At 51.2% G+C, this 23,756-nt stretch carries 29 protein-coding genes; 17 read left to right on the top strand and 12 right to left on the bottom strand.

The features are described 5' to 3' along the window. Window positions 1-4 precede the first annotated feature (4 nt). Window positions 5-1,189 (top strand): amidohydrolase, encoded by a 1,185-nt coding sequence (locus CKQ54_RS01800; RefSeq protein WP_244220160.1) that lies wholly within the window; start codon window positions 5-7, stop codon window positions 1,187-1,189. Window positions 1,190-1,194: 5 nt separating this feature from the next. Here the strand turns inward: CKQ54_RS01800 and CKQ54_RS01795 are convergent, their stop codons facing one another. From CKQ54_RS01795 to CKQ54_RS01785, 3 genes are all read right to left on the bottom strand, one after another. Further along, window positions 1,195-2,064: a phosphoribulokinase gene (locus tag CKQ54_RS01795; RefSeq protein WP_112288608.1), complete on the bottom strand. Its 870-nt coding sequence runs from the start codon at window positions 2,062-2,064 to the stop codon at window positions 1,195-1,197. A 143-nt stretch (window positions 2,065-2,207) separates the two neighbouring features. Next, window positions 2,208-2,453, bottom strand: a complete 246-nt coding sequence (locus CKQ54_RS01790; RefSeq protein ID WP_112288607.1) for a YheU family protein — start codon at window positions 2,451-2,453, stop codon at window positions 2,208-2,210. Continuing rightward, window positions 2,450-3,457: a hydrolase gene (locus tag CKQ54_RS01785; RefSeq protein WP_120162585.1), complete on the bottom strand. Its 1,008-nt coding sequence runs from the start codon at window positions 3,455-3,457 to the stop codon at window positions 2,450-2,452. The genes CKQ54_RS01790 and CKQ54_RS01785 overlap by 4 nt, the downstream gene beginning before the upstream one ends. Window positions 3,458-3,557: 100 nt before the next feature. Here CKQ54_RS01785 and CKQ54_RS01780 point away from each other — a divergent pair, with 100 nt between their 5' ends. Continuing rightward, complete coding sequence (locus CKQ54_RS01780; protein WP_120162584.1) at window positions 3,558-4,160, top strand: LysE family translocator; 603 nt, start codon at window positions 3,558-3,560, stop codon at window positions 4,158-4,160. Window positions 4,161-4,220: 60 nt separating this feature from the next. On the opposite strand, the gene CKQ54_RS01775 is transcribed toward CKQ54_RS01780, so the two are convergent. After that, entirely contained in the window at window positions 4,221-6,137 is a 1,917-nt protein-coding gene (locus CKQ54_RS01775; protein WP_120162583.1) for an ABC transporter ATP-binding protein, read from the bottom strand. Window positions 6,138-6,266: 129 nt separating this feature from the next. Here CKQ54_RS01775 and kefG point away from each other — a divergent pair, with 129 nt between their 5' ends. From kefG to slyD, 4 genes are all read left to right on the top strand, one after another. Further along, complete coding sequence (gene kefG / locus CKQ54_RS01770; RefSeq protein ID WP_112288602.1) at window positions 6,267-6,821, top strand: glutathione-regulated potassium-efflux system ancillary protein KefG; 555 nt, start codon at window positions 6,267-6,269, stop codon at window positions 6,819-6,821. Continuing rightward, entirely contained in the window at window positions 6,821-8,629 is a 1,809-nt protein-coding gene (gene kefB / locus CKQ54_RS01765) for a glutathione-regulated potassium-efflux system protein KefB (RefSeq protein ID WP_112288601.1), read from the top strand. Before kefG ends, kefB begins: the two co-directional genes overlap by 1 nt. Before the next feature lie 79 nt (window positions 8,630-8,708). Next, window positions 8,709-8,912, top strand: coding sequence for a YheV family putative zinc ribbon protein (locus CKQ54_RS01760; protein WP_013573660.1), 204 nt, complete (start codon window positions 8,709-8,711; stop codon window positions 8,910-8,912). Window positions 8,913-9,110: 198 nt separating this feature from the next. Further along, window positions 9,111-9,716, top strand: a complete 606-nt coding sequence (gene slyD, locus CKQ54_RS01755) for a peptidylprolyl isomerase (RefSeq protein WP_120162582.1) — start codon at window positions 9,111-9,113, stop codon at window positions 9,714-9,716. Window positions 9,717-9,787: 71 nt separating this feature from the next. Here slyD and CKQ54_RS01750 read toward each other — a convergent pair whose 3' ends face one another. Beyond that, window positions 9,788-10,006: a protein SlyX gene (locus CKQ54_RS01750; protein ID WP_112288598.1), complete on the bottom strand. Its 219-nt coding sequence runs from the start codon at window positions 10,004-10,006 to the stop codon at window positions 9,788-9,790. A gap of 293 nt (window positions 10,007-10,299) precedes the next feature. Between CKQ54_RS01750 and fkpA the strand changes: the two genes are divergently transcribed. The 11 genes from fkpA to bfr all read left to right on the top strand — a co-directional run bounded on the left by fkpA (window position 10,300) and on the right by bfr (window position 18,676). Then, on the top strand, window positions 10,300-11,160 hold the full coding sequence (gene fkpA / locus CKQ54_RS01745; protein WP_112288597.1) for an FKBP-type peptidyl-prolyl cis-trans isomerase: 861 nt from the start codon (window positions 10,300-10,302) through the stop codon (window positions 11,158-11,160). 264 nt (window positions 11,161-11,424) lie between these two features. Beyond that, window positions 11,425-12,147: a helix-turn-helix transcriptional regulator gene (locus CKQ54_RS01740; RefSeq protein ID WP_167459614.1), complete on the top strand. Its 723-nt coding sequence runs from the start codon at window positions 11,425-11,427 to the stop codon at window positions 12,145-12,147. Further along, the gene (gene tusD / locus CKQ54_RS01735; RefSeq protein ID WP_112288595.1) at window positions 12,144-12,536 is read left to right on the top strand and encodes a sulfurtransferase complex subunit TusD; all 393 of its coding nucleotides are present in this window, start codon (window positions 12,144-12,146) and stop codon (window positions 12,534-12,536) included. Before CKQ54_RS01740 ends, tusD begins: the two co-directional genes overlap by 4 nt. A gap of 22 nt (window positions 12,537-12,558) precedes the next feature. Then, window positions 12,559-12,918 (top strand): sulfurtransferase complex subunit TusC, encoded by a 360-nt coding sequence (gene tusC / locus CKQ54_RS01730; RefSeq protein ID WP_120162580.1) that lies wholly within the window; start codon window positions 12,559-12,561, stop codon window positions 12,916-12,918. Window positions 12,919-12,931: 13 nt separating this feature from the next. Then, entirely contained in the window at window positions 12,932-13,219 is a 288-nt protein-coding gene (tusB, locus tag CKQ54_RS01725; RefSeq protein WP_112288593.1) for a sulfurtransferase complex subunit TusB, read from the top strand. A gap of 143 nt (window positions 13,220-13,362) precedes the next feature. Beyond that, window positions 13,363-13,737, top strand: a complete 375-nt coding sequence (rpsL, locus tag CKQ54_RS01720) for a 30S ribosomal protein S12 (protein WP_009638963.1) — start codon at window positions 13,363-13,365, stop codon at window positions 13,735-13,737. Window positions 13,738-13,833: 96 nt separating this feature from the next. After that, window positions 13,834-14,304, top strand: a complete 471-nt coding sequence (gene rpsG, locus CKQ54_RS01715) for a 30S ribosomal protein S7 (protein WP_005969574.1) — start codon at window positions 13,834-13,836, stop codon at window positions 14,302-14,304. Between the two features lie 96 nt (window positions 14,305-14,400). Then, on the top strand, window positions 14,401-16,515 hold the full coding sequence (gene fusA / locus CKQ54_RS01710; protein WP_013573669.1) for an elongation factor G: 2,115 nt from the start codon (window positions 14,401-14,403) through the stop codon (window positions 16,513-16,515). A 71-nt stretch (window positions 16,516-16,586) separates the two neighbouring features. Next, window positions 16,587-17,771, top strand: coding sequence for an elongation factor Tu (tuf, locus tag CKQ54_RS01700; RefSeq protein ID WP_013573670.1), 1,185 nt, complete (start codon window positions 16,587-16,589; stop codon window positions 17,769-17,771). 145 nt (window positions 17,772-17,916) lie between these two features. Then, the gene (gene bfd, locus CKQ54_RS01695; protein ID WP_112288122.1) at window positions 17,917-18,111 is read left to right on the top strand and encodes a bacterioferritin-associated ferredoxin; all 195 of its coding nucleotides are present in this window, start codon (window positions 17,917-17,919) and stop codon (window positions 18,109-18,111) included. 85 nt (window positions 18,112-18,196) lie between these two features. Beyond that, complete coding sequence (gene bfr / locus CKQ54_RS01690) at window positions 18,197-18,676, top strand: bacterioferritin (RefSeq protein WP_014333589.1); 480 nt, start codon at window positions 18,197-18,199, stop codon at window positions 18,674-18,676. A gap of 11 nt (window positions 18,677-18,687) precedes the next feature. Here the strand turns inward: bfr and CKQ54_RS01685 are convergent, their stop codons facing one another. The 7 genes from CKQ54_RS01685 to gspH are packed head-to-tail and all read right to left on the bottom strand — an operon-like array spanning window position 18,688 to window position 23,755. Beyond that, window positions 18,688-19,521, bottom strand: a complete 834-nt coding sequence (locus tag CKQ54_RS01685; protein WP_120163973.1) for a prepilin peptidase — start codon at window positions 19,519-19,521, stop codon at window positions 18,688-18,690. 33 nt (window positions 19,522-19,554) lie between these two features. Continuing rightward, window positions 19,555-20,013 carry a type II secretion system protein GspM gene (gene gspM / locus CKQ54_RS01680; protein WP_120163972.1) on the bottom strand — a complete coding sequence of 153 codons (459 nt, stop codon included), beginning with the start codon at window positions 20,011-20,013 and terminating at the stop codon, window positions 19,555-19,557. Continuing rightward, window positions 20,010-21,185: a type II secretion system protein GspL gene (gene gspL / locus CKQ54_RS01675; RefSeq protein WP_120163971.1), complete on the bottom strand. Its 1,176-nt coding sequence runs from the start codon at window positions 21,183-21,185 to the stop codon at window positions 20,010-20,012. Before gspL ends, gspM begins: the two co-directional genes overlap by 4 nt. Beyond that, window positions 21,186-22,172, bottom strand: coding sequence for a type II secretion system minor pseudopilin GspK (gspK, locus tag CKQ54_RS01670; RefSeq protein ID WP_120163970.1), 987 nt, complete (start codon window positions 22,170-22,172; stop codon window positions 21,186-21,188). Next, window positions 22,165-22,848, bottom strand: coding sequence for a type II secretion system minor pseudopilin GspJ (gspJ, locus tag CKQ54_RS01665; RefSeq protein WP_120163969.1), 684 nt, complete (start codon window positions 22,846-22,848; stop codon window positions 22,165-22,167). Before gspJ ends, gspK begins: the two co-directional genes overlap by 8 nt. Beyond that, entirely contained in the window at window positions 22,845-23,234 is a 390-nt protein-coding gene (gspI, locus tag CKQ54_RS01660; protein WP_113878301.1) for a type II secretion system minor pseudopilin GspI, read from the bottom strand. Before gspI ends, gspJ begins: the two co-directional genes overlap by 4 nt. Then, entirely contained in the window at window positions 23,234-23,755 is a 522-nt protein-coding gene (gene gspH, locus CKQ54_RS01655; protein WP_112288129.1) for a type II secretion system minor pseudopilin GspH, read from the bottom strand. Before gspH ends, gspI begins: the two co-directional genes overlap by 1 nt. Window position 23,756: the final 1 nt, after the last annotated feature.

Raw genomic sequence — 23,756 nt, 5'->3', positions numbered from 1 at the left:
AGTGGTGACTTTTAATTTCGAAGCAATGCTGGCTGAAGTCAAAGCGGACGTCCTGCGCTGGCGCAGACATATTCATGCCCATCCTGAACTCTCTTTTCAGGAGCATAAAACGGCGGCATACATTACTCAGCAGCTGGAAAGTTTCGGCGGTCTGACCCTGACACATCTGACGCCCAACAGCGTGATTGCCGATCTGAAAGGGGCGCATCCGGGGCCGGTATATGCGCTGCGGGCGGATATTGATGCCCTGCCGATTCAGGAAGAGAACGATGAACCTTTCTGCTCAACGGTCCCCGGCGTGATGCACGCCTGTGGTCATGATGCTCACACCGCAATGTTGCTGGGTGCGGCAAAAGTGCTGACTCAATGTCAGTCTGAGTTGCATGGTTCTGTGCGGTTTATCTTCCAGCATGCTGAAGAAGTGCCACCGGGCGGGGCGCAGGAACTGGTGGATTTAGGCGTGCTGGATGGCGTTGAGAAAATCTTCGGCCTTCACGTGATGCCTAATTCTCCGACCGGTGAAGTGGGGCTGAAAGAGGGGGTATTCTGTGCCTCAACGGATAATTTCGACATCACCATTACCGGCAAAGGCGGCCACGGTTCTATGCCGCATTTGTGTATCGATCCGGTGGTGATCGGCGCGGAAGTCGTCACCGCACTGCAAAACGTTGTGGCGCGCCGTATTGATCCGCTTCAGGTGCCGGTGCTGACTATCGCAACCTTCCAGACGGGCGAAAGTTATAACGTGATCCCGGAGCGGGTGAAGCTCGCCGGAACGCTGCGGACGCATCACAGCAACGTGCGCGAACAGGTGCCGCAGGTGATGGAGCAGATCATTTCCGGAATTACTGCAGCGCATGGCGCAACATACGAACTGCGCTGGACACGCGGCTATGTGAACGGTCACAACCATCCTGAGGCCTGTGCGATAGCGCGTCAGGTGATTGAAAAAACGCTGGGACCGCAGGCGCTGCGCGAAGTTACTCAGCCGCTGTTTGGCGGAGAGGATTTCTCTTCCTACCAGCAAAAAGTGCCGGGGTGTTTTCTGTTTATTGGCAGCGGGAATGAAAAAATTGGCGCGACTTACGGCGTACATAATCCGCGTTTTCGTCTCGATGAAGAGGCGTTACAGACTGGCGTCGCGCTGCATGTCGGGTTTATCCTTCAGTTGCTGATGAACGACGCCTGAGTCCGTTACTCGATCTTTTTCCCTTCCATCAGGCGCTGCACCAGCGGCGCCATAATCAGTTCCATCGCCAGCCCCATTTTTCCACCCGGCACCACCAGCGTTTTGATGTGCGAGATAAACGAACCCTGCAACATCGCCAGCAGATACGGGAAATCAATGTCATCCAGCCCCTGGAAGTGGATCACCACAAAGCTTTCATCCAGTGAAGGAATGGCTTTAGCGGCAAAAGGGTTGGAAGTATCGATTGTCGGTACGCGCTGGAAGTTGATGTGCGTGCGCGAGAACTGCGGCGTAATGTAACTGATGTAGTCATCCATCGAACGCACTACAGAATCCATCACTGCTTCGCGGGAATGTCCGCGCTCGCCGGTATCGCGCACCAGTTTCTGAATCCATTCAAGGTTAACGATGGGCACCACGCCGACCAGTAAATCAACCTGCGCGGCAACGTCAATTTTGTCTGCGACAACGCCGCCGTGCAGGCCTTCGTAGAACAAAATGTCAGTCGGTTCCGGCAGCGCCTGCCACGGCGTAAAGGTGCCCGGCACCTGATTGTAGGGAACCGCTTCGTCATAAGTATGCAGATACTTGCGCGAACGACCGGTACCGGTTTTACCGTATTCGATAAAACTTTTTTCCAGCAGACCAAAGTCGTTGGCTTCCGGTCCGAAATAGCTGATGTGACGTCCGAGGTCACGGGCTTTGCGGATTGCCGCATCCATTTCAGGGCGGGTGAAATGGTGAAAGCTGTCGCCTTCCAGCTCAGCGGCACGCAGGCCAAGCTGCTGAAATATTTTACGAAATGCCAGGCTGGTGGTGGTGGTGCCTGCTCCGCTGGAGCCGGTAACTGCTATAACAGGATGTTTTGCTGACATAGTCGGGCTTACTCCTTAAACGTCACGCCATATTGCCCTTCAGGTCATTCAGGGCAGGCGGAAACAAAGCGCATAATTAATCCCATTGTTACCATAATTATTCGCAGAGGGACAGGCTGTCCAAATCCATTTTATGATCGTGTTTACCAGTCTTGCGGGTTTTCTTCCTGTCCGGCGCGGAACTGACCGCGCGGCATAATGTTCAGCGTTTCATGCAGTTCTGACCAGACCAGCACGATCTCGCCACTTTTCAGCTGACGTTTTACGTCGTCGACTTTCTGTTCCAGAGATCGCTCCTGCTCGCCATAATCGGTGCCTTCGCGCAATACGAAGGATTCCACCACGCTGGTGAGCAGTTCGGCGTCCAGTTCCTGCCAGGGAATAATCACTTTGTTGCTTCCTTTTTCTTTGTTTCTGTCTTTGTTTCTAAAAACGGGGCGATCCAGGCCGGAATGCGCTGTTCCAGCCACATTTGCGGATGACGTAAGCTGCCGGAAACAAAGCCGACATGCCCGCCATGTTCAGTTAACTGATATTCCACGCAAGCCGGCAAATCCTCGGCTTTCGGGATCACTTCCGGCGTCATAAACGGGTCGTCTTTCGCATGGATAATCAGCAGCGGCGTTCTGACCTGCGACAGCAACGGCAGACCGCTGCAACGGCGGTAATAATCCAGCGCGTCGGTAAACCCGTGCGCCTTTGAAGTGATGGCATCGTCAAATTCACGAATGCGGCGCATGGCTTTCAGCTGTGTCAGCGTCACTGGCAACGTGCCCGGATATTTCGCCAGTTTGCGCGAAGCATTGCCTTTGAGCTGATCGAGAAGGTATCGCTGATAAATGCGCGATGAACCGCGCTCCAGCCGGTAAGCGCATGGCTCAAGCATCAGCGGCGCCGACACCACAACCGCCGCTTCAAGCGTACATTTTTCACCTTCCTGCCCGAGATAACAGGCCAGCATATTACCCCCTAGCGAGACCCCTACCGCGCCGGTCGGCACTTCGCCATAGGTTTCATTTAGCCAGCGAATGAAAAAACGCGCATCTTCGGTTTCGCCGGAATGATAAATCCGCTGAAGTTTATTCGGTTCGCCGCTGCATCCGCGAAAATGCATCACGACGCCGAGCCAGCCTTTGTCTTTCCACGCCTGCAATAAGCCATGGGCGTAAGGGCTGTAGAAACTGCCTTCCAGTCCGTGAAACAAGATCATGCGCGGTTTATGACGCGCCTGTTCCGGGTCTTCGCTCCAGGCTAAATCGAGAAAATCTCCGTCCGGCGTATCGAGTCTTTGCCAGTGAGGTTTGAGTTTTGCATGGCGGCGCACCAGCCGTGGTAACAACGTCTGGATGTGAGGATTACTGGCCCCGCGCAGGGGACGAAAGGATTCAACCATAAGATGAATAAATTTCTCTTAAGAGGCTCTTGTGCGATCAATATCACGCTGTTAGCTTCAATGCTATCGCACATCTTTCGGGTCGGAGTACCCAAATTAAATGGAACTTGGTTTATTTTTCTCGATGCTCGGATTTTTATGGGTCGCTGCAATCACCCCGGGCCCGAACAATATGTTGTTAACAACATCTGGCGCTAACTTTGGTTTCTTCCGCTCAATCTGGCTGATGATCGGCATTATGCTCGGCATGCAGAGTATTTTGCTGCTGGTGGCCTTCGGCGTTGGCGGGCTGATCACGGTTTATCCCGCGTTACACCTTTTCCTCAAAATTGCCGGCAGCCTGTATCTGTTGTGGCTGGCGTGGAAAATTGCGACGTCGGCCTATGAAAAACTGGAAACTGGCGCACCGCCACCGAAACCCATCCACATGTATCAGGGCTGGTTGCTGCAATTCCTCAACCCGAAAGCGTGGCTGATGGGGCTGGGCGCAGTGGCGAGTTTCAGTCTGGCGGGTGCGGCTTACAACCATTCGATTGCCGGTATCAGCCTCGGCATGTTCCTGGTGAATCTGGTTTCCGGGATTATCTGGCTTGGGTTCGGTACCGTCATTGGCCGTCTGCTGCGCAGCAAGCGTGCGTGGTACACCTTCAATATCGCGATGGGGATTCTGACCGCCGCCTGTGTGTTGCTGATCTGGCACTGATTTGCAGACAAAAGAAAGGCGCCGTCGTGGCGCCTTTCTCATTTCTTACCGAACGATCCACTAGTCGAGATCAAACGCCTTCGACATGTCTTCCAGCTGTTCCTGTGCATCGAGCCAGGTCATTTCGGTTTCTTCCAGCGCGCCTTTGACTTTGGTCTGCTGTTGCAGACATTCAGTCAGTTCGGCTTTACGGCTGTTGTCGTAAATCGCGGAATCAGCCAGACGCTCTTCGATAGCCGCCAGCTCGGTACTCAGTTTTTCCATCTGGGTTTCGAGTTTGGTGATTTGCTTACGCAGCGGCTGAGTCTGATTACGGAAATCGGCTTCGCGACGTTTCTGGTCTTTACGCGACTGCGCGCTGTTAACGCCGCCGTCTTTGGCCGGTGCATCCTGCTGGCTTTCCTGACGCTGAATGTCCACCAGCCATTGCTGGTAATCTTCCAGATCGCCGTCGAACTGCTCCACTTTGCCGCCGTGAACCAGATACAAATCGTCGGTGGTAGAACGCAGTAAGTGACGGTCATGCGAGACGACAACCATCGCGCCTTCGAAGTCGATCAGGGCTTCGGTCAGCGCCTGACGCATATCGAGATCCAGGTGGTTGGTCGGTTCATCGAGCAGCAGCAGGTTAGGACGTTGCCAGACAATCAGGGCCAGCACCAGACGCGCTTTTTCGCCGCCGGAGAAACGCCCGGTAGGATCTGTCACTTTATCGCCGTGGAAACCAAATCCGCCAAGATAATCGCGCAGTTGCTGTTCGGTTTCTTTGTTCGCCAGACGCACCAGATGTTGCAACGGTGAATCTTCAGCGCGCAAAAACTCCAGCTGATGCTGGGCGAAGTAACCAAGCTTAACGCCTTTCGCCAGGCCAATATCGCCCTGAAGCGGTGGCATGGTGCCTGCGAGCAGTTTGATCAGCGTGGATTTACCGGCACCGTTACGGCCCAGTAAGCCGATACGCGATCCCGGCACAAGATTCAGTTTGATCGACTCCAGAATGGTGGTGTCACCATAACCGGCGCTGACTTTTTCCATGCGCAGCAGCGGATCGGGCAAACTTTCCGGCGATCGGAAGCTAAAATGAAAAGGATTGTCGACGTGTGCCGGCGCAATCAGCTCCATACGCTCCAGCATTTTGATACGGCTTTGCGCCTGCTTGGCCTTGGTCGCCTGTGCACGGAACCGGTCGATGTAGCTTTGCAGATGCGCCACTTTTTCCTGCTGACTTTCAAACAATGCCTGCTGTTGCGACAGTTTGGTCGCACGCTGGCGCTCGAAGGACGAGTAGTTGCCGGTGTATTCGTTCAGCGACTGCTGTTCGATATGCAGTATTTTATCGACGATCGGGTCGAGGAAATCCCGGTCATGGGAAATCAGCACCAGCGTGCCGGTGTAGCTTTTCAGCCATTTTTCCAGCCAGATCACCGCGTCTAAATCCAGGTGGTTGGTCGGTTCGTCGAGCAGCAATAAATCAGAACGGCAAATCAGCGCCTGCGCCAGGTTGAGGCGCATACGCCAGCCACCGGAGAAGGATTTCACCGGCTGCTGTAACTGATTCTGGGTAAAGCCCAACCCGCTGAGCAGGCTGGCCGCGCGAGCAGGAATGGTCCAGGCGTTAATGGCGTCGAGCTTACCGTGCAGCGTGGCGATGGCATGGCCGTCATCCCGCTCGTTGGCTTGTTGTAATTGTGCTTCCAGCTGGCGGAACTCGCGGTCGCCGTCGATAACATACTCTATCGCCGGTTCGTCCAGCGCAGGCGTTTCCTGATTCACCCAGGCCAGCGCCCAGTTAGACGGAAACGTCAGGTTGCCAGCATCGGCGCTCATTTCACCTTTTAACAGGGAAATCAGGGTGGATTTACCGCAGCCATTTTTGCCCACCAGCCCGACTTTCTGGCCGGGATTGATGGTCGCAGACGCGTTGTCCAGCAGCACATTGGTGCCGCGTCGGATTTGTAAGGAGGAGAAAACAATCATAAAGCGCCGTGTTGAGAGTATGTTAAATTGTCATGATAATGATCTAAACAAGACGTATCGCGTCCCATTTTGTCTTTGCGAAGCATGGTAACGGAAAAACCGCACCCTGACGACGCTTTGGAGGTATTGATGTCGCAGCCACCAAAGGTTTTGCTGCTGTATGCCCATCCGGAATCACCCGATTCGGTCGCCAACCGCGTTTTACTGCAACAAGCTCAACAGCTTGAACATGTCACCGTGCATGATTTGTACGCCCACTATCCTGATTTTTTTATTGATATTCATCGTGAGCAGCAACTGCTGCGCGATCACAAGGTGATTGTTTTTCAGCATCCTCTTTATACCTACAGCTGTCCGGCGTTGTTGAAAGAGTGGATGGATCGCGTGCTGGCGCGTGGTTTTGCCAGCGGGGCAGGCGGTAATGCGCTTAACGGCAAGTACTGGCGTTCGGTGGTCACCACGGGTGAACCGGAAGGTGCGTACCGGGCGGGCGGTTATAACCGTTATCCGATGTCCGACATTATGCGGCCATTCGAGCTGACGTCTGCTATGTGCCATATGCACTGGATGACGCCCATCATCATTTACTGGGCGCGTCGTCAGAAACCGGATGTGCTGCAAAGTCATGCCGAAGCTTACGGCGAATGGCTGAAATCGCCGTTACCGCAGGGGGGAATTGCCTGATGGATGTTTCGAATATTCCCATGGCGATCCTGCTGTTTTTGTTCGCTGCCGTAGTGGCGGTGCCGGTGGCACAGCGTTTAGGCATTGGCGCAGTGCTGGGTTATTTGCTGGCCGGTATTGCCATCGGTCCGTGGGGTTTAGGCTTTATCCGCGACGTGGATGAAATTCTGCACTTCTCCGAACTGGGCGTGGTTTTCCTGATGTTTATCATCGGGCTGGAACTGAACCCCGGAAAACTGTGGGCGCTGCGGCGGCAAATCTTTGGTGTCGGCGCCGGGCAGGTGATCCTGACTGCACTGGTGCTCGGCGGTTTGTTGTATCTGACGAAGTTTTCCTGGCAAGCCGCGGTGATTGGCGGTATCGGGCTGGCGATGTCATCCACGGCGATGGCATTACAACTGATGCGCGACAAAGGCATGACGCGTAACGAAGGCGGTCAGCTGGGTTTCGCCGTGTTGTTGTTCCAGGATATCGCGGTGATCCCGGCGCTGGCGCTGATCCCGATTCTGGCGGGCGGTTCGGAAGGCAGCAATAACTGGGAGATGATCGGCCTGAAAGTGCTGGCCTTTGGCGGCATGCTGATTGGCGGACGCTATCTGCTGCGGCCGATTTTCCGGCTGATTGTGGCTTCCGGCGTGCGTGAAGTGTTTACCGCCGCCGCACTGCTGGTGGTGCTTGGTTCGGCGCTGTTTATGGATACGCTGGGCTTTTCGATGGCGCTCGGAACATTTATCGCCGGGATTTTACTGGCTGAAAGCGAATATCAGCACGAACTGGAAATCGCTATCGAGCCGTTTAAGGGTTTACTGCTCGGGCTGTTCTTTATTTCTGTCGGCATGGCGCTGAATCTGGGCGTGCTGTATACCCATATTTTGCTGGTGCTGGCAGGCGTGATGATTCTGGTGACGGTCAAAGGCGCGGTGCTGTACGGGCTTTCCCGCATATTTGGTCTGCGGACATCGGTACGCTTGCAGTTTTCTGCTGTGCTCAGTCAGGGGGGGGAATTTGCTTTCGTGCTGTTTTCGGCGGCTGGTGCGCAGAAAGTGATTTCCTCGTCGCAGCTTTCGCTGTTGCTGGTCGTGGTGACGATATCAATGATGACCACGCCGTTGCTGATGCAGTGGGTCGACCGCATCCTGGTACGACGCTACAACGACGGCGAAGAAAGTGACGAAAAGCATTTTGTGCAGGATGACGAACCGCAGGTGATTATTGTCGGGTTCGGACGTTTCGGACAGGTGATCGGACGTTTGCTGATGGCCAATAAAATGCGCATCACGGTGCTTGAGCGTGATATCAGCGCCGTCGGGCTGATGCGGACTTACGGTTATAAAGTGTATTACGGCGATGCGACCGAACTGGAACTGCTCAGGGCTTCGGGTGCTGAAAAGGCCAAATCGATTGTGATTACGTGTGATGAGCCTGCGGACACCATGACCATCGTGCATTTGTGTCAGCAGCATTTTCCTCATCTGAATATTCTGGCACGCGCCCGTGGCCGTGTTGAAGCGCATGAACTGTTGCAGGCCGGTGTGGCGAATTTTTCCCGCGAGACGTTTTCCAGTGCGCTGGAATTAGGCAAAAAGGCGCTGGTCACGCTGGGTATGCATCCGCACAGTGCGTACCGTGCCCAACAACATTTCCGTCGTCTTGATATGCGGATGCTACGTGAACTGGTGCCGCAAAACCGCGGCGATGTGGCGCAGATTTCCCGTGTGAAAGAAGCGCGGCGCGAACTGGAGGATATCTTCCAGAGCGAAATGCACAACGAACGTCGTCAGCTTGATGGCTGGGACGATGATGAATAGTCCGGCTGGCGAAAAAATAATGTTGCCGTCTGAATGAAAAATGACCGGACGCAATGTCGCAGATTTCAGGAGAAGTAACATGGCTACAACCCGTAAACGGTTTATCGCTGGTGCGGTATGTCCGAAATGTAAGGCGATGGATACGCTGGCTTTATGGCAGGAAGATCAGGTCGAAGTGGTGGAGTGTGTGAAGTGCGGGCACCATCAGCGTCAGACGGATGCACAGGTCAGCAAGAAGCTGCGGCCGGAAGAGCAGGTGATTGGTATTTTCGATCCGAAGTAGCGTTCTTGCTCGTGTTTTTTTATGCTGGTAGTACAGAGACGCGGATTTCCGTTACACTCTTCGCCAAATTTATCCGGTCGCACTTTTCAGGATGATCTCATCGAAAAGTGGCCGACACTGAATTAGCCTTAAGCGAAGTTGCGTGTGTTATGAAACGCCCGCAGACAACAAATTGAGTTTCCAACGGTAGGAGTTATCATGAAAGTAGCAAAAGACCTGGTCATCAGCGTGGCATATCAGGTACGTACAGAAGACGGTGTGTTGGTTGATGAATCTCCGGTGAGCGCGCCGTTGGATTATCTGCACGGCCATGGTTCCCTGATCTCCGGTCTGGAAACTGCGCTGGAAGGTCATGCCATTGGTGACGTTTTTGATGTGCATGTTGGCGCCAACGACGCTTACGGCAACTACGACGAAAACCTGGTTCAGCGCGTGCCTAAAGACGTGTTCATGGGTGTTGATGAGCTGGAAGTCGGTATGCGTTTCCTGGCTGACACCGATCAGGGGCCGGTTCCTGTAGAAATCACTGAAGTTGACGGCGACCACGTTGTTGTCGACGGCAACCACATGCTGGCAGGTCAGGATCTGAACTTCCACGTCGAAGTGGTGGCAATCCGTGAAGCAACTGAAGAAGAACTGGCTCACGGCCACGTTCACGGCGAACACGGCCACGATCATGGTCACGACCATGAACACGGCGAAGGCTGCTGCGGTGGTCACGGCCACGACCATGATCACGACCACGGTCATGATCACGGCAAAAAAGGCGGTTGTGGCGGTAACGGTGGCTGCGGTTGCCACTAATCACTCTGTTTGCTGAGTGATAAAAACGAAAGGCGCCGGAAGGGCGCCTTTTTGTTGCGTCAGAAACAGTATCAATAATGCGGCGGAGGCGTTTCTTCCGACTGATCGGCAATCATTGATGGCTGGCTGGCGCGGAGTTTATCTGTCAGAAGGCGCAGGTGATCGTGCAATCTGCTCATTTCCAGCTGATGCTGTGTGACGATCAAGTTCAGCTCTTCGATAGTAATTTCCTGAAAAGCCAGCTTGTTTTCCAGCATCTCCAGACGTTGTTCAACGGTGTTTGAGTCCATAATTATTACCTCATTTTGCGGCTCAAGTTGATCAGGTTGAGCACTGACCGGAACCCCATACTCTATTGTAGACCGGCAATTCTACCCGTAAACCTGCTTAATTACCTGACCTCTGCGGCGCTTTATCTTTGACTCCTCAGGAGCAGACGAAACTAATTGATGTAAAAAAGGTCTGAATATGACGCTAATGGCGTGTATAGAGATTGTTTTGTCGTGAGACGGACAGTTATAGTAACCGCCGAACTTTCGTAATTATTACCAGAGGTCATACGCTTCTGGTCCTGGAGAAATGGATGAAATCACTGTTTAAAGTAACTCTGCTGGCAACCACCATGGCGATCGCCCTGAATGCCACTCAGGTTATGGCTGCTGAAGCCACAGCACCGGCCGCTGCTGCACCCGCGCCAGCCGCTGCCCCTGCTGCAGCTGCTCCGGCAGCAACAGACACGACCAAGTTCAAAAGTGATGACGAGCAGGCTGCTTATGCTCTCGGCGCATCACTGGGTCGCTACATGGACAACTCCCTGAAAGAACAAGAAAAACTGGGTATCAAACTGGATAAAGACCAGCTGATCGCCGGTGTTCAGGATGCGTTCGCCAACAAAAGCAAACTGTCTGATCAGGAAATCGAGAAGACTCTGCAAACCTTCGAAGGCCGTGTGAAAGCATCTGCGCAGGCTAAGATGGAGCAAGACGCTAAAGCTAACGCTGACAAAGGCGACAAGTTCCGTGCTGATTTCGCCAAAGAAAAAGGCGTGAAGAAGACTGAATCAGGCCTGCTGTATCAGGTTGAAAAACCAGGTGCTGGCGCAGCGCCAAAAGACAGCGATACCGTTGTAGTGAACTACAAAGGGACTCTGACCGACGGTACTGAGTTTGATAACTCTTATACCCGTGGCGAGCCGCTGTCTTTCCGTCTTGATGGTGTTATCCCTGGCTGGACCGAAGGCCTGAAACACATTAAGAAAGGCGGCAAAATCAAGCTGGTCATTCCACCAGCGCTGGCTTACGGCAAAACTGGCGTCCCGGGGATCCCGGCTAACTCTACTCTGGTGTTCGATGTTGAACTGCTGGATGTGAAAGCGGCACCTAAGGCTGACCCTAAAGCAGCTGAAAAACCTGCTGAAGCTGAAGCGGCACCAAAAGCAAACTAAGTTGCTGTTGAGCTGTTGCAGAAAACCGTCGCTAAATGCGGCGGTTTTTTTTCGCCTGAAACTTTTCTTACAGGCCGCCCTTCATTTTATTGAGGTTACTCTATGATGATAACTTGACGCTTTTGTTTCCCCGGCATAACGTCACAGATCCATATAATCGCAAGGCCGTTTTTTCTGTGTCTTTGATACAGTAACGACCGTGGAATGATGAATAATGCGTCCTGACTCCCGTTGGAAGGCGCGATAGAGAGGGTGGTAGCTTCAATGTCTAATTCGCTTATAACTGGCGAAACCGGTGAACTGGATTTGCTGGACCAACGTCCGTTCAGCCAGGTCGATCATGAGATTTTGTCTTCATACGAGGCCGTGGTGGACGGGCTTGCGATGCTGATCGGTGAGCATTGCGAAATTGTTCTGCATTCACTGGAAGACCTGAAATGTTCAGCGGTCCGTATTGCAAATGGTGAGCATACCGGCCGTAAGATCGGCTCACCGATTACCGATTTAGCCCTGCGCATGTTGCATGACATGACCGGTGCGGACAGCAATGTGTCCAAAGCCTACTTCACCCGTGCGAAAAGTGGTGTGCTGATGAAGTCAGTCACCATCGCTATTCGCAACCGTGAGCAACGCGTCATTGGTCTGCTGTGCATCAACATGAATCTCGACGTACCTTTCTCGCAAATTATTCAGACCTTTATGCCACCTGAAACTCAGGAAGTGGCCTCTTCCGTAAACTTCGCCTCATCTGTGGATGACCTGGTAGCGCAAACGCTGGAATTCACCATCGAAGAAGTGAACGCTGACCGCACTGTTTCTAATAACGCGAAGAACCGACAGGTTGTGCTGAATCTTTATGAAAAGGGTATTTTTGATATCAAAGATGCCATCAATCAGGTGGCTGACCGCCTGAATATTTCAAAGCATACCGTTTACCTGTATATCCGCCAGTTTAAAAGCGGGGATCTGGTGGGGAACGAGCGTTGAAACTGCGTTATTGCCTCCTGGTAACCGGTCCTGCTTACGGCACACAACAAGCCAGTGCGGCGTATCAGTTCGCACTGGCATTGATTGGCAGTGGCCATCAGCTGGACAGCGTGTTTTTTTATCGTGAGGGCGTTCTCAACGGTAATATGCTTTCTGCACCTGCTTCGGATGAATTTGATCTGGTCAGATCCTGGCAGCGTATGGCGGCAGACCATCAGGTTGCTCTCAATGTTTGCGTGGCAGCGGCTTTACGTCGCGGTGTCATCGATGAAACAGAAGCCCACAATCAGGGCCACGGCCAGACGAATTTACAAGCCGGCTTTGCCCTGACCGGATTGGGCAGCCTCGCTGAAGCGTCGCTGACCTGCGATCGCATGGTGCAGTTCTGATGGGTTATGGCAGGGACAGGCAATGAAAAAGATAGCGTTCGTGTTCACTCAGGGACCGCACGGCACATCAGCGGGAAGAGAAGGCCTTGATGCGCTGCTGGCTACGTCAGCTCTGACCGAAGATATCGGCGTGTTTTTTATGGCTGACGGTGTTTTTCAGCTCATGCCGGCACAACAACCCGAAAAAATTCTCGCCCGTAATTATATTGCCACATTCGGTGTGTTATCACTTTATGACGTCGATCAGTGCTTTGTCTGTGAAGACTCGCTGAAGTCACGCGGTTTATCTGCGGGACATGAATGGGTGCTGGATGTGGAGCCGTTGTCTGCGACTGAAATTCGCGGGCGACTGGCCAGTTTTGATGTGGTGATGACGTTTTAAATCAGGAAATTCCATGCTTTTTACTCTAGCCCGTTCCCCGCAACAATGTGATTTCTCATTGATTGTTAAGCTGGTTGCTCAGGAAGATGCACTTTTGCTGATGCAGGATGGCGTACTGGCTGCGCTTGATGGCAGCGAGGCGTGTAATCTGCTCAGCCAGCATGTTCAATCGATTTATGTTCTCAGCGAGGATCTGGCGGCCAGAGGATTGGTTGGTCAAATTTCGCACAAAATCACATTGATCGACTATACTGGATTCGTCGCGCTGACTGAGAAACACACCCAGCAAACAGCATGGTGATTTACTGATGTGCTGTATATTTCTTGACACCCTCTTAGGTCAGCCCTAAAATTCTGCGTCCCCATATTAGCTAATGCTTTTTATGGGGCGATTTATCACGCGTTTACAAAGTAGTTTATGAACCAAAATCCAGGAGCTTTTTAATGGCAACAATTAATCAGCTGGTACGCAAACCACGCTCTACGAAGGTTGTTAAAAGCAACGTTCCAGCGCTGGAAGCTTGCCCGCAGAAACGTGGCGTATGTACTCGTGTATATACTACCACCCCTAAAAAACCAAACTCCGCATTGCGTAAAGTATGCCGTGTGCGTTTGACTAACGGTTTTGAAGTTACCTCCTACATCGGCGGTGAAGGTCATAACCTGCAGGAACACTCCGTGATCCTGATCCGTGGCGGTCGTGTAAAAGACTTGCCAGGTGTGCGTTATCACACCGTCCGTGGCGCGCTGGACTGTTCAGGCGTTAAGGATCGTAAGCAATCTCGTTCTAAATACGGCGTTAAAAAGCCGAAGTCTTAATGGTTCTCCGTTAAGTAAGGCCAAACATTTTCACTTTACTGTCAAAATAAACTCTTAGAGTTTTGGACAATCCTGAATTAACAACGGAGTATTTCCATGCCACGTCGTCGCGTCATTGGTCAACGTAAAATCCTGCCAGATCCTAAGTTCGGATCCGAACTGCTGGCAAAATTCGTCAACATTCTGATGGTAGATGGTAAAAAATCTACTGCAGAAGCAATCGTCTACACTGCTCTTGAGACCCTGGCTCAACGTAGCGGTAAAGGCCACCTGGAAGCTTTCGAAGTCGCTCTGGACAACGTTCGTCCGACTGTCGAAGTTAAGTCCCGCCGCGTAGGTGGTTCTACTTATCAGGTTCCAGTTGAAGTCCGTCCGGTTCGTCGTAATGCTCTGGCAATGCGTTGGATCGTTGAAGCTGCTCGTAAACGCGGTGATAAATCCATGGCTCTCCGCCTGGCGAACGAACTTTCTGATGCTGCAGAGAACAAAGGTACTGCAGTTAAGAAACGTGAAGACGTTCACCGTATGGCTGAAGCCAACAAGGCGTTCGCGCACTACCGCTGGTAATCACTTCGCAGTAGTTATGCTAACCAAGCGGGCGCTTCAAGAAGCCAACCCGCTTGGGTTAACTGAACTTGAACGTCCTAGTTATAGAGGAATCAAATGGCTCGTAAAACACCCATTGAGCGCTACCGTAACATTGGTATCAGTGCTCACATCGACGCCGGTAAGACAACCACTACCGAACGTGTTCTGTTCTACACCGGTGTAAACCACAAAATCGGTGAAGTGCATGATGGCGCAGCCACCATGGACTGGATGGAGCAGGAGCAGGAACGTGGTATTACCATCACGTCCGCTGCGACCACCTGTTTCTGGTCAGGTATGGCTAAGCAGTTCGAACCACACCACATCAACATCATCGACACCCCAGGGCACGTTGACTTCACCATCGAAGTTGAACGTTCCATGCGTGTTCTTGATGGCGCGGTAATGGTTTACTGTGCTGTTGGTGGTGTTCAGCCACAGTCTGAGACCGTATGGCGTCAGGCAAACAAATATAAAGTTCCTCGTATCGCGTTCGTTAACAAAATGGACCGTATGGGTGCTAACTTCCTGAAAGTTGTTGATCAGATTGAAAAACGTCTGGGCGCAACTCCGGTGCCACTGCAACTGGCAATCGGCGCGGAAGAGAAATTCACCGGTGTTGTTGACCTGGTGAAGATGAAAGCTATCAACTGGAACGAAGCTGATCAGGGCGTTACCTTCGAATACGAAGAAATCCCTGCAAACATGCAAGAACTGGCTGAAGAATGGCGTCAGAAACTGGTTGAGGCCGCTGCTGAAGGCTCTGATGAGCTGATGGAGAAATTCTTTGGTGGCGAAGAGCTGACTGAAGAAGAGATCAAAACTTCTCTGCGTAAGCGCGTTCTGAACAACGAAATCATCCTGGTTACCTGTGGTTCTGCGTTTAAAAACAAAGGCGTACAGGCAATGCTGGATGCTGTTGTTGAGTATCTGCCAGCACCAACTGACGTTGAAGCTATCAACGGTCTGTTGGATGACGGTAAAGACACTCCGGCAGTTCGCCATTCTGACGATTCAGAGCCGTTCTCTGCTCTGGCGTTCAAAATCGCTACTGACCCATTCGTGGGTAACTTGACGTTCTTCCGTGTTTATTCCGGTCTCGTCAATTCAGGTGACACTGTATTTAACCCAGTGAAATCTCAGCGTGAACGTCTGGGTCGTATCGTTCAGATGCACGCTAACAAGCGTGAAGAAATTAAAGAAGTTCGTGCAGGCGATATCGCTGCAGCAATCGGTCTGAAAGACGTGACTACAGGTGATACCCTGTGTGATCCAGATAACGTGATTATCCTGGAACGCATGGAATTCCCTGAGCCGGTAATCTCCGTTGCGGTAGAACCAAAAACCAAAGCTGACCAGGAAAAAATGGGTCTGGCTCTGGGCCGTCTGGCGAAAGAAGACCCATCATTCCGCGTTTGGACTGATGAAGAGTCTGGTCAGACAATCATCGCAGGTATGGGTGAGCTTCACCTGGATATCCTGGTTGACCGTATGCGTCGTGAATTTAACGTTGAAGCTAACGTCGGTAAGCCGCAGGTTGCATACCGTGAAGCTATCCGCGCTAAAGTTACCGATGTTGAAGGTAAACACGCTAAGCAGTCTGGTGGTCGCGGTCAGTATGGTCACGTTGTGATCGACATGTACCCATTAGAACCTGGCACAAATCCGAAAGGATATGAGTTTGTCAACGAAATCAAAGGTGGTGTAATTCCTGGTGAATTCATCGGCGCGATTGACAAAGGCATCCAGGAACAGCTGAAGTCTGGTCCACTGGCCGGTTATCCGGTAGTAGATCTGGGCGTGCGTCTGCACTTCGGTTCTTACCATGACGTCGACTCCTCTGAGCTGGCGTTTAAACTGGCCGCTTCTATCGCCTTCAAAGATGGCTTTAAGAAAGCGAAACCAGTTCTGCTTGAGCCGATCATGAAGGTTGAAGTAGAGACTCCGGAAGAGAACACTGGTGACGTCATCGGTGACCTTAGCCGTCGTCGTGGTATGCTGAAAGGCCAAGAATCTAACGCTACTGGCGTTGTGATTCATGCTGAAGTTCCGCTTTCCGAAATGTTCGGTTATGCAACTCAGCTGCGTTCACTGACCAAAGGCCGTGCATCTTACTCCATGGAATTCCTGAAGTATGATGATGCGCCAAATAACGTGGCCCTGGCCGTTATTGAAGCTCGTGGCAAATAAGCCACAGTTTTAAACACAATGATCCCGTGCTCTCTCTATGAAGGGAGAGCACAAGAGTAAGGAATATAGCCGTGTCTAAAGAAAAATTTGAACGTAACAAACCGCACGTCAACGTTGGTACTATCGGCCACGTCGACCACGGTAAAACTACCCTGACTGCAGCAATCACTACCGTTCTGGCTAAAACCTACGGCGGTTCTGCACGCGCATTCGACCAGATCGATAACGCACCAGAAGAAAAAGCTCGTGGTATCACCATCAACACTTCCCACGTTGAATATGACACCCCGACTCGTCACTACGCGCACGTTGACTGCCCAGGGCACGCCGACTACGTGAAAAACATGATCACCGGTGCTGCTCAGATGGACGGCGCTATCTTGGTTGTTGCTGCAACTGACGGCCCTATGCCTCAGACTCGTGAGCACATCCTGCTGGGTCGCCAGGTTGGCGTTCCATACATGATCGTGTTCATGAACAAATGCGACATGGTTGATGATGAAGAGCTGCTGGAACTGGTAGAAATGGAAGTTCGTGAACTTCTGTCTGCTTACGAATTCCCAGGCGACGACATCCCGGTCATCAAAGGTTCAGCGCTGAAAGCACTGGAAGGCGATGCAACTTGGGAAGCGAAAATCATCGAACTGGCAGAAGCACTGGACAGCTACATTCCATTGCCAGAGCGTGCTATCGATAAGCCATTCCTGCTGCCAATCGAAGACGTATTCTCCATCTCCGGTCGTGGTACAGTTGTTACCGGTCGTGTAGAGCGCGGTATCGTTAAAGTTGGCGAAGAAGTTGAAATCGTAGGTATCAAGGACACTGTTAAGTCTACTTGTACTGGCGTTGAAATGTTCCGCAAACTGCTGGACGAAGGCCGTGCTGGTGAGAACGTTGGTGTTCTGCTGCGTGGTATCAAACGTGAAGACATCGAACGTGGTCAGGTTCTGGCTAAACCAGGTTCAATCAAACCACACACCAAGTTTGATTCTGAAGTGTACATCCTGAGCAAAGATGAAGGTGGTCGTCATACTCCATTCTTCAAAGGCTACCGTCCACAGTTCTACTTCCGTACAACTGACGTGACCGGTACTATCGAACTGCCAGAAGGCGTTGAGATGGTAATGCCTGGTGACAACGTGAACATGGTTGTTACCCTGATCCACCCAATCGCGATGGATGACGGTCTGCGTTTCGCAATCCGTGAAGGCGGCCGTACTGTAGGCGCTGGTGTTGTTGCTAAAGTTATCGCTTAATCGCTGATAATTAAGAGCAAAAAAAGGGTGCTTCGGCACCCTTTTTTATTGCCTAAATTTGCATACCAAAGAGAGCAAACTACATTTGCAATAATAACCATTCTCATTTACAGTTAGTTCAAGATTTATGCGAAGTGTGGTTTATATGTACGTGTGTTTGTGCAATTCAGTCAGTGATAAAACGATCAGACAGGCTGTCAGGCGTTACCAGCCGCAAACGTTCCAACAGCTGAGGAATTTTGTTCCGGTAGGAACGCAATGTGGCAAATGTGTTCGCATGGCACGACAGATAATGGAAGATGAATTACAGCAAATTCCTGAATACAAAAACATCGCTTAAAAATACTTAGTTAAAAAGTGTGCCTTTTTTTTGACTTACTCTGAACCGGATCTACGCTTTAGATACCGGAACGGAGGAGTTACCTATGAAAGGCGATAAAAAAGTCATTGCACACCTCAATAAACTTCTTGGAAATGAACTGGTTGCTATCAATCAGTACTTTTTGCATGCCCGTATGTTTAAAAACTGGGGACTGATGCGGCTCAACGGTATCGAATATCATGAATCCATTGATGAAATGAAGCATGCCGATATCTACATTGAGCGGATCCTATTCCTTGAAGGCCTCCCAAATTTGCAGGATCTCGGCAAACTCAATATTGGTGAAGATGTTGAGGAAATGCTGAAGTCTGATTTGCTGCTGGAACTCGAAGGGGCGAAGGACTTACGCGAAGGCATTGCTTACGCAGACTCGGTTCATGATTATGTCAGCCGCGATTTAATGATTACTATTCTGGCGGATGAAGAACATCACATTGACTGGCTGGAAACCGAACTGGAATTAATCGGGCGTATCGGCATCCAGAATTACATTCAGTCTCAGTTGAAAGAAGAATCCCAATAAACTCCGGTGTCTTAACTAAACATCAGCCAGACTATGTTGCTTTCCTGGCTGATGTAAATCAGCGCGCCGGCCATTGCCAGACAAGGGCCGAAAGGGATTTGCTCTGACATTTTATAAACGCCCATCCGTATCAATACGAAGACAATCCCCGCCAGCGCAGCCAGAATGCATAAATAGGGTAACATCTGCCAGCCCACCCAGGCACCCAGGGCCGCCAGCAATTTAAAATCGCCGTACCCCATTCCTTCTTTTCCACTGACGATTTTGACTCCCCAGTACAAAAGCCACAACGCCAGATAACCTGCGGCTGCACCATATAATGCATCCTGAAGAGTCACTTCTCCGGAAATGGAATGAACAAGTAATCCGGCCCAGAGCAGTGGCAGTGTAAGCCGATCCGGAAGCAGGTAAGTGGCCAGGTCAATCAGGCTAAGCGCCAGAAGAAACCAAAATAACAGTAAAGCACTCAGTAAACTCAGGGGCGTGGTAAACAGAAACGAGAGGCCAAGGAACATGGCAGCACAACCGGCTTCTGTCAGAGGATACCTTTTCGAGATCGAGGCTGCGCAATAATGGCATTTTCCTCGTAACAACAACCAGCTCAGAACCGGTATGTTCTGCCAGTATTTTAGCGGATGTTTACAGGCCGGGCAGTGTGATGCCGGAAGGCTCAGATTAAAGCCATGTCCGGTCAGTTGACCCTCGTTGTGAATCATCAGCGGCAAGCGATAAACGACGACGTTAAGAAAGCTGCCCAGCAGCAATCCCAAAACAGCGACACAGGTGTGATAAAACCCGCCGGGTAATGAGGTGATAAAAGTCAATTGCAGCCATCCTCCGTCCATACGAAACATCTCTCTTGTTGTTACATCTGCCCGTTAACGCAGTGTGAGTAGTGGAACACTGACGCTTCCGGTGGGGCCGGTACCTGTCACTATTGAGATGGCCACGACCTGAATACCGTATTCCTTATTGAGGATTTCAAGCCAGCGTAAAAGGGTGGCGTAAGGGACCTGTTCAAAGCTTAGGGTGACTCCCCGTTCATTCTGAGTAGTCTTAGGAAGTTGCAGGGATAAACCCGCCGCTGAGGTGTTAATAGCATCCGTCAGCTTTTCTGTCTTAACCCGCAGTCCGGAAGGTGCCCCGAGCCGCTGAGTTTGCTGAAGCATCCATTCCAGCTGGTGACGTTGGGTATTGATCTGGATCCGTGATTGGGCAATCTGATTGTTGAGCGGCGTTAAAATGCCATACCAGACAAAAGCCACCGCCAGCAAAAAAACGGCAATCAGTATCAGTCGCCTTTCACTTTCACTTTTCATCATCAGCCACTGTTTCATGATTTACTCCGCTGAATGAGAGTGGCGGTGATGCCCGCTGATGACGTGGCTAAATTAGAAATGGCAAAGTGAAAATCACTGGCAGTCAGTTCGACGAAATCATCAATTGCCGCGCGATCATCGGTTGTAATCTGCAACGTGAGCAATTTCGTTTCCTGCTGGAAAGCCAGTTTATCGATGGCAATTTGTGGGATCTTACCCTGGTACACGGTTAATTTTGCCAGTGCAGGAAGAAAAGCCGTGGGTGCTTTTTTCATATTTTGTTCGAAATAGAACTTAAGATTGCGGGTGTGCTTGTCCTGCGGAAACCAGGTCTGATGAAGTGCCAGCATCTCGTTTTTCAATAATGATTCTTGCTGTGAAACTTGCCACCAGGTGAACAATTTAGTACCGATAATCAACACCAGTGTGAATATCGCCATACCTGTTGCTATCCGCTGTAAATGACGGCCCCATGCAGGTTCTTCTTCGCGCACGGCGAATTCGCCCTGAAGTAAATTCACGGCAGACGGGCAGTTATTTTTCATCATGATCAGAGGATGAATGGGCTGGTCAGCGCGAATCCAGTCAGCAGGGATATCCTGTTCAAACCCGTGATAATGCACTGACTCTGGCTTTGCGATGTCCAGCAGTGTATCGAGTAAAACCTGTTCTGCCAGACATCCCGAATAGTCTGACTGCCGTAGCAGCCACTGATGATCAATACGGGCTGCCGACCAGCCTTTTTCAGGCAGAGGTAACAGCAAAGCATCAATATAGACATCCCTTACCTTCAGACTGGCATCACTCATTATCTGTAGCCAACTTCTCAGGAATTCAGCTTCAACACCCGCCACAAACAGAGTCTGCTCCTCACGAAAAAGCTCAACCCAGTGCAACGTATCGACATCGCTGGCGATACTTTCCTCCGTCAGCCAGGCAATCATCTGGCGGGTATTTTTACCCGCGCGCGGCGGCAATGTGACCTGTCGAAAAACAACTTCACTGGCAGGAATGAGCAGACAGACATTCTGTGCTGACGGCTGTGTGGCAAGTTCTGATAAATGCTCAACTTCCGGCAACAGATGAATGTCCTCATCATTTTCTGCCAACTCCGTGAACCAGTGGAGTGAATGCTCTGGCGTGCTGCCAGCACTGATAAACAGCCTGTTGGCCGGTTGAAGGTATTCCATTTACTCAATTACCCGATAGCGTCGCTGATAAATTTGGATTTTTGAATCCTTTGGATTGAACTGCACATAACTGCTCATGGTGTTTTGCTGTTCTTCGAACTTGCCTTGCGTATAGAGAACGAAGTACTGGCTGCGAACTGTCAGTAGCGGTTTCAGTTCCCCGCTTTGTACTTCCAGAGTCAGCTTTTGTTTTTTGACCTCTTTCAGAAAAGCATCAACTGAAATCCAGCCTCTGCGCGGGCGCGCAGCGATGAGTTTCGTTGCATCATCATCGTTAATGCCCCCGAGGAATAAGGCGCTCAGAAGGGGTGTCTGTTCCAGGGTCAGCGTATTCACATTAATTTGCTGGAACTCTTCCGGGAGAGTGCAAAGCTGATTTCGTATTTGCTTCAACGGTGTAAGAGGCAGGTCTGGCAGCAATGCCAGTTCATTTAGGGAAAAAAGACGTTGGTTAGCCGCGGCACTTGGCGGTGTCAGTGACTCGTAATAGTCGGATTCGGCTCCGGCGGCGCGGATGTCGTTATCGGTATCAAGATAATCGCTGAGAGTGTCAGTGAACCTTTCAGTTTGCACGGAGGTTGCCTGCGCGTTGAGCAGTAGCTGCTTCAGTATCTGCGTATTATAAGGTTCATCTTCCTGTGTTTTTCCAGGTTCGTTATTACGCAGGCTGTTAAGGTTAAAGCAGTTTTGGCCATCCGCGACAATGTAGCTTACGGAGAAACCGTCTCGCCCGTTAAAAACGCCTTCCTGCATGGCAAACTGATCAAGGTTATTGTTATACGTGTTCTCAGTTAGCTCTTTCCGAAGGCGCGGCAATGCTATTTCCTCCGCAGCAAAGGTTAGCCAGCGTAATTGCTGCTGGTTGAGCAACCAGCTTTGACGCTGCTGGCTGACCTGAAATTGCAACGTCATTTTCGTGGCTAATGCCGCCATGATGGCCAGGATCATTAATACGATCAGCAGTGCGACGCCTTGTTGTTTATTCATTGATGATGCTCTCTCCACTCATTGGAACCTGCGGTGCGGACACAGAATCTGCCGGCACAGGTGCTTTGCCCGTAGCTTCAGCCACTATGCTCCCGGGTGCAGCTGGCAGGAGGAAGAGCCGGCGTATTTCGCCCATGTCTTCCAGAGTGACAACGAGTTCGATGGCTGCAGGGAAAGTGCTGGCCTCGCTCCAGCGGTCAGTCCAGCCGGTGGAATAAAAACGCCAGTGCAAAGTGCGTACGCCGGTCAGCATGGTCAAGGCGGAAAGCGTTGATGCATCCGATAAAGACGGAGAAGGCTGGGGGTTCACACTGCGAGTCAACGCGTGGTCGGTGATTGACCACTCAACCTGGGCTAAATCACTGGCAGATAAAGGCTCCGCTGCCCCATAGCTGCCAATAGTGGTAAAGCGCAATGAAGTCTCAGTCGTTGATAAGAACGCCTCTTCTGTATTGGACTGTCTTGGCAATATTTGTATCAGGTCGCGTTCCAGCAGGGAAAATGCCGTCTGAATTTCGTTCAGCCGTGCAGTGTGTTCCTGTGCTATTTCACTGTTTTTCACCGATGCAGAAAGGATCTGATAGGCCAGCAGGCTCAGCATCGCAAATATTGCCATCGCAATCATGACTTCTATCAGCGTAAAGCCTTGCTGTTTGGTTGTGCGACTTTTACTCATGGTTTCTCTGTCGCTATATGTGTCCAGCTGCTGACGGAAAGGATCGGTGTATGAGCACCTTCAGCCTCAAGAACAAGTGCGCGGTTCAGGAGAATTTTGTTTCCGGCGTCAACGGCATGTTGTTGTTCAACAAACCACTGCTGACCTGCAAGCGTGACGGTTTCCCTTTCTTTCTTTCCTGATTGGATCTGCGTTTCTACCAGAGCATTTTCGGCGACCCAACTGGCAAAAAGGGTAGTGCGGAAATGCTCTACCGCATTCATTTGCGAACTCATACTGTTCAGTAACGCCAGCGCGGCGGTGGCGAAAATAGCGAGCGCGATGATCACTTCAAGCAGAGTCATCCCTTGCTGACTTTTAGCGTCAGGTTTTACTGGCATACGCATTATTTTTCAGACCTTCTCACATTGAATATCAGAGGCAATCGTCCTTCTGAAACAATGCTGCAACAGGCTGGTCCAGATGCTGAAGAAGAGAAACTGAGTTCAAATATTGAAAGCGTGCCGTCGGGCATAAAAACAATCTGTGGTGGCCGGTCGATAGATTTGTTGAGCGGCAACGGACTGAGTGAAAGGGTTTCTTCTTTCTCAAATTCACCACCAAGCGGCATGCGCTCAGAGTCTATTTCTGCCCACTCAGGCTCACGGCTCTCAGGAATTAGCCTTAACTCGTTACCCAAAATAACGAACTGATAGGCGCTGGCCGTTAAGGAAAGCCCAAGTGGCTTCCCTTCTAACACGGCGCGTTCAGAAGCATATTCCATTATCGTCTTCATCTGCTCAGCGCGCTGGAGTTGGGCGTTGTCGGAAGGTAAAACCATGACAACTACGCCAGCGGCAATGGCAAATATTGCCAGCACCATCAGGATTTCCAGTAGCGTAAAGCCGGATTGTTTAGCCGCAGACAAG

The sequence above is a fragment of the Rahnella variigena genome, from assembly GCF_003610915.1.
In the GTDB taxonomy this organism is placed as follows: domain Bacteria; phylum Pseudomonadota; class Gammaproteobacteria; order Enterobacterales; family Enterobacteriaceae; genus Rahnella; species Rahnella variigena.
The sequence above is the reverse complement of the archived record's forward strand: the minus strand, read 5'-3'. Positions and strand labels throughout refer to the sequence as shown.

What these genes read in the sequence shown, in the direction of transcription:
- CKQ54_RS01795 (WP_112288608.1), bottom strand. Translation starts at nt 2,064, where the DNA reads ATGTCAGCAAAACATCCTGTTATAGCAGTTACCGGCTCCAGCGGAGCA.
- CKQ54_RS01785 (WP_120162585.1), bottom strand. Translation starts at nt 3,457, where the DNA reads ATGGTTGAATCCTTTCGTCCCCTGCGCGGGGCCAGTAATCCTCACATC.
- CKQ54_RS01780 (WP_120162584.1), top strand. Translation starts at nt 3,558, where the DNA reads ATGGAACTTGGTTTATTTTTCTCGATGCTCGGATTTTTATGGGTCGCT.
- CKQ54_RS01775 (WP_120162583.1), bottom strand. Translation starts at nt 6,137, where the DNA reads ATGATTGTTTTCTCCTCCTTACAAATCCGACGCGGCACCAATGTGCTG.
- kefG (WP_112288602.1), top strand. Translation starts at nt 6,267, where the DNA reads ATGTCGCAGCCACCAAAGGTTTTGCTGCTGTATGCCCATCCGGAATCA.
- kefB (WP_112288601.1), top strand. Translation starts at nt 6,821, where the DNA reads ATGGATGTTTCGAATATTCCCATGGCGATCCTGCTGTTTTTGTTCGCT.
- CKQ54_RS01760 (WP_013573660.1), top strand. Translation starts at nt 8,709, where the DNA reads ATGGCTACAACCCGTAAACGGTTTATCGCTGGTGCGGTATGTCCGAAA.
- slyD (WP_120162582.1), top strand. Translation starts at nt 9,111, where the DNA reads ATGAAAGTAGCAAAAGACCTGGTCATCAGCGTGGCATATCAGGTACGT.
- CKQ54_RS01750 (WP_112288598.1), bottom strand. Translation starts at nt 10,006, where the DNA reads ATGGACTCAAACACCGTTGAACAACGTCTGGAGATGCTGGAAAACAAG.
- fkpA (WP_112288597.1), top strand. Translation starts at nt 10,300, where the DNA reads ATGAAATCACTGTTTAAAGTAACTCTGCTGGCAACCACCATGGCGATC.
- CKQ54_RS01740 (WP_167459614.1), top strand. Translation starts at nt 11,425, where the DNA reads ATGTCTAATTCGCTTATAACTGGCGAAACCGGTGAACTGGATTTGCTG.
- tusC (WP_120162580.1), top strand. Translation starts at nt 12,559, where the DNA reads ATGAAAAAGATAGCGTTCGTGTTCACTCAGGGACCGCACGGCACATCA.
- tusB (WP_112288593.1), top strand. Translation starts at nt 12,932, where the DNA reads ATGCTTTTTACTCTAGCCCGTTCCCCGCAACAATGTGATTTCTCATTG.
- rpsL (WP_009638963.1), top strand. Translation starts at nt 13,363, where the DNA reads ATGGCAACAATTAATCAGCTGGTACGCAAACCACGCTCTACGAAGGTT.
- rpsG (WP_005969574.1), top strand. Translation starts at nt 13,834, where the DNA reads ATGCCACGTCGTCGCGTCATTGGTCAACGTAAAATCCTGCCAGATCCT.
- fusA (WP_013573669.1), top strand. Translation starts at nt 14,401, where the DNA reads ATGGCTCGTAAAACACCCATTGAGCGCTACCGTAACATTGGTATCAGT.
- bfd (WP_112288122.1), top strand. Translation starts at nt 17,917, where the DNA reads ATGTACGTGTGTTTGTGCAATTCAGTCAGTGATAAAACGATCAGACAG.
- bfr (WP_014333589.1), top strand. Translation starts at nt 18,197, where the DNA reads ATGAAAGGCGATAAAAAAGTCATTGCACACCTCAATAAACTTCTTGGA.
- CKQ54_RS01685 (WP_120163973.1), bottom strand. Translation starts at nt 19,521, where the DNA reads ATGGACGGAGGATGGCTGCAATTGACTTTTATCACCTCATTACCCGGC.
- gspM (WP_120163972.1), bottom strand. Translation starts at nt 20,013, where the DNA reads ATGAAACAGTGGCTGATGATGAAAAGTGAAAGTGAAAGGCGACTGATA.
- gspL (WP_120163971.1), bottom strand. Translation starts at nt 21,185, where the DNA reads ATGGAATACCTTCAACCGGCCAACAGGCTGTTTATCAGTGCTGGCAGC.
- gspK (WP_120163970.1), bottom strand. Translation starts at nt 22,172, where the DNA reads ATGAATAAACAACAAGGCGTCGCACTGCTGATCGTATTAATGATCCTG.
- gspJ (WP_120163969.1), bottom strand. Translation starts at nt 22,848, where the DNA reads ATGAGTAAAAGTCGCACAACCAAACAGCAAGGCTTTACGCTGATAGAA.
- gspI (WP_113878301.1), bottom strand. Translation starts at nt 23,234, where the DNA reads ATGCGTATGCCAGTAAAACCTGACGCTAAAAGTCAGCAAGGGATGACT.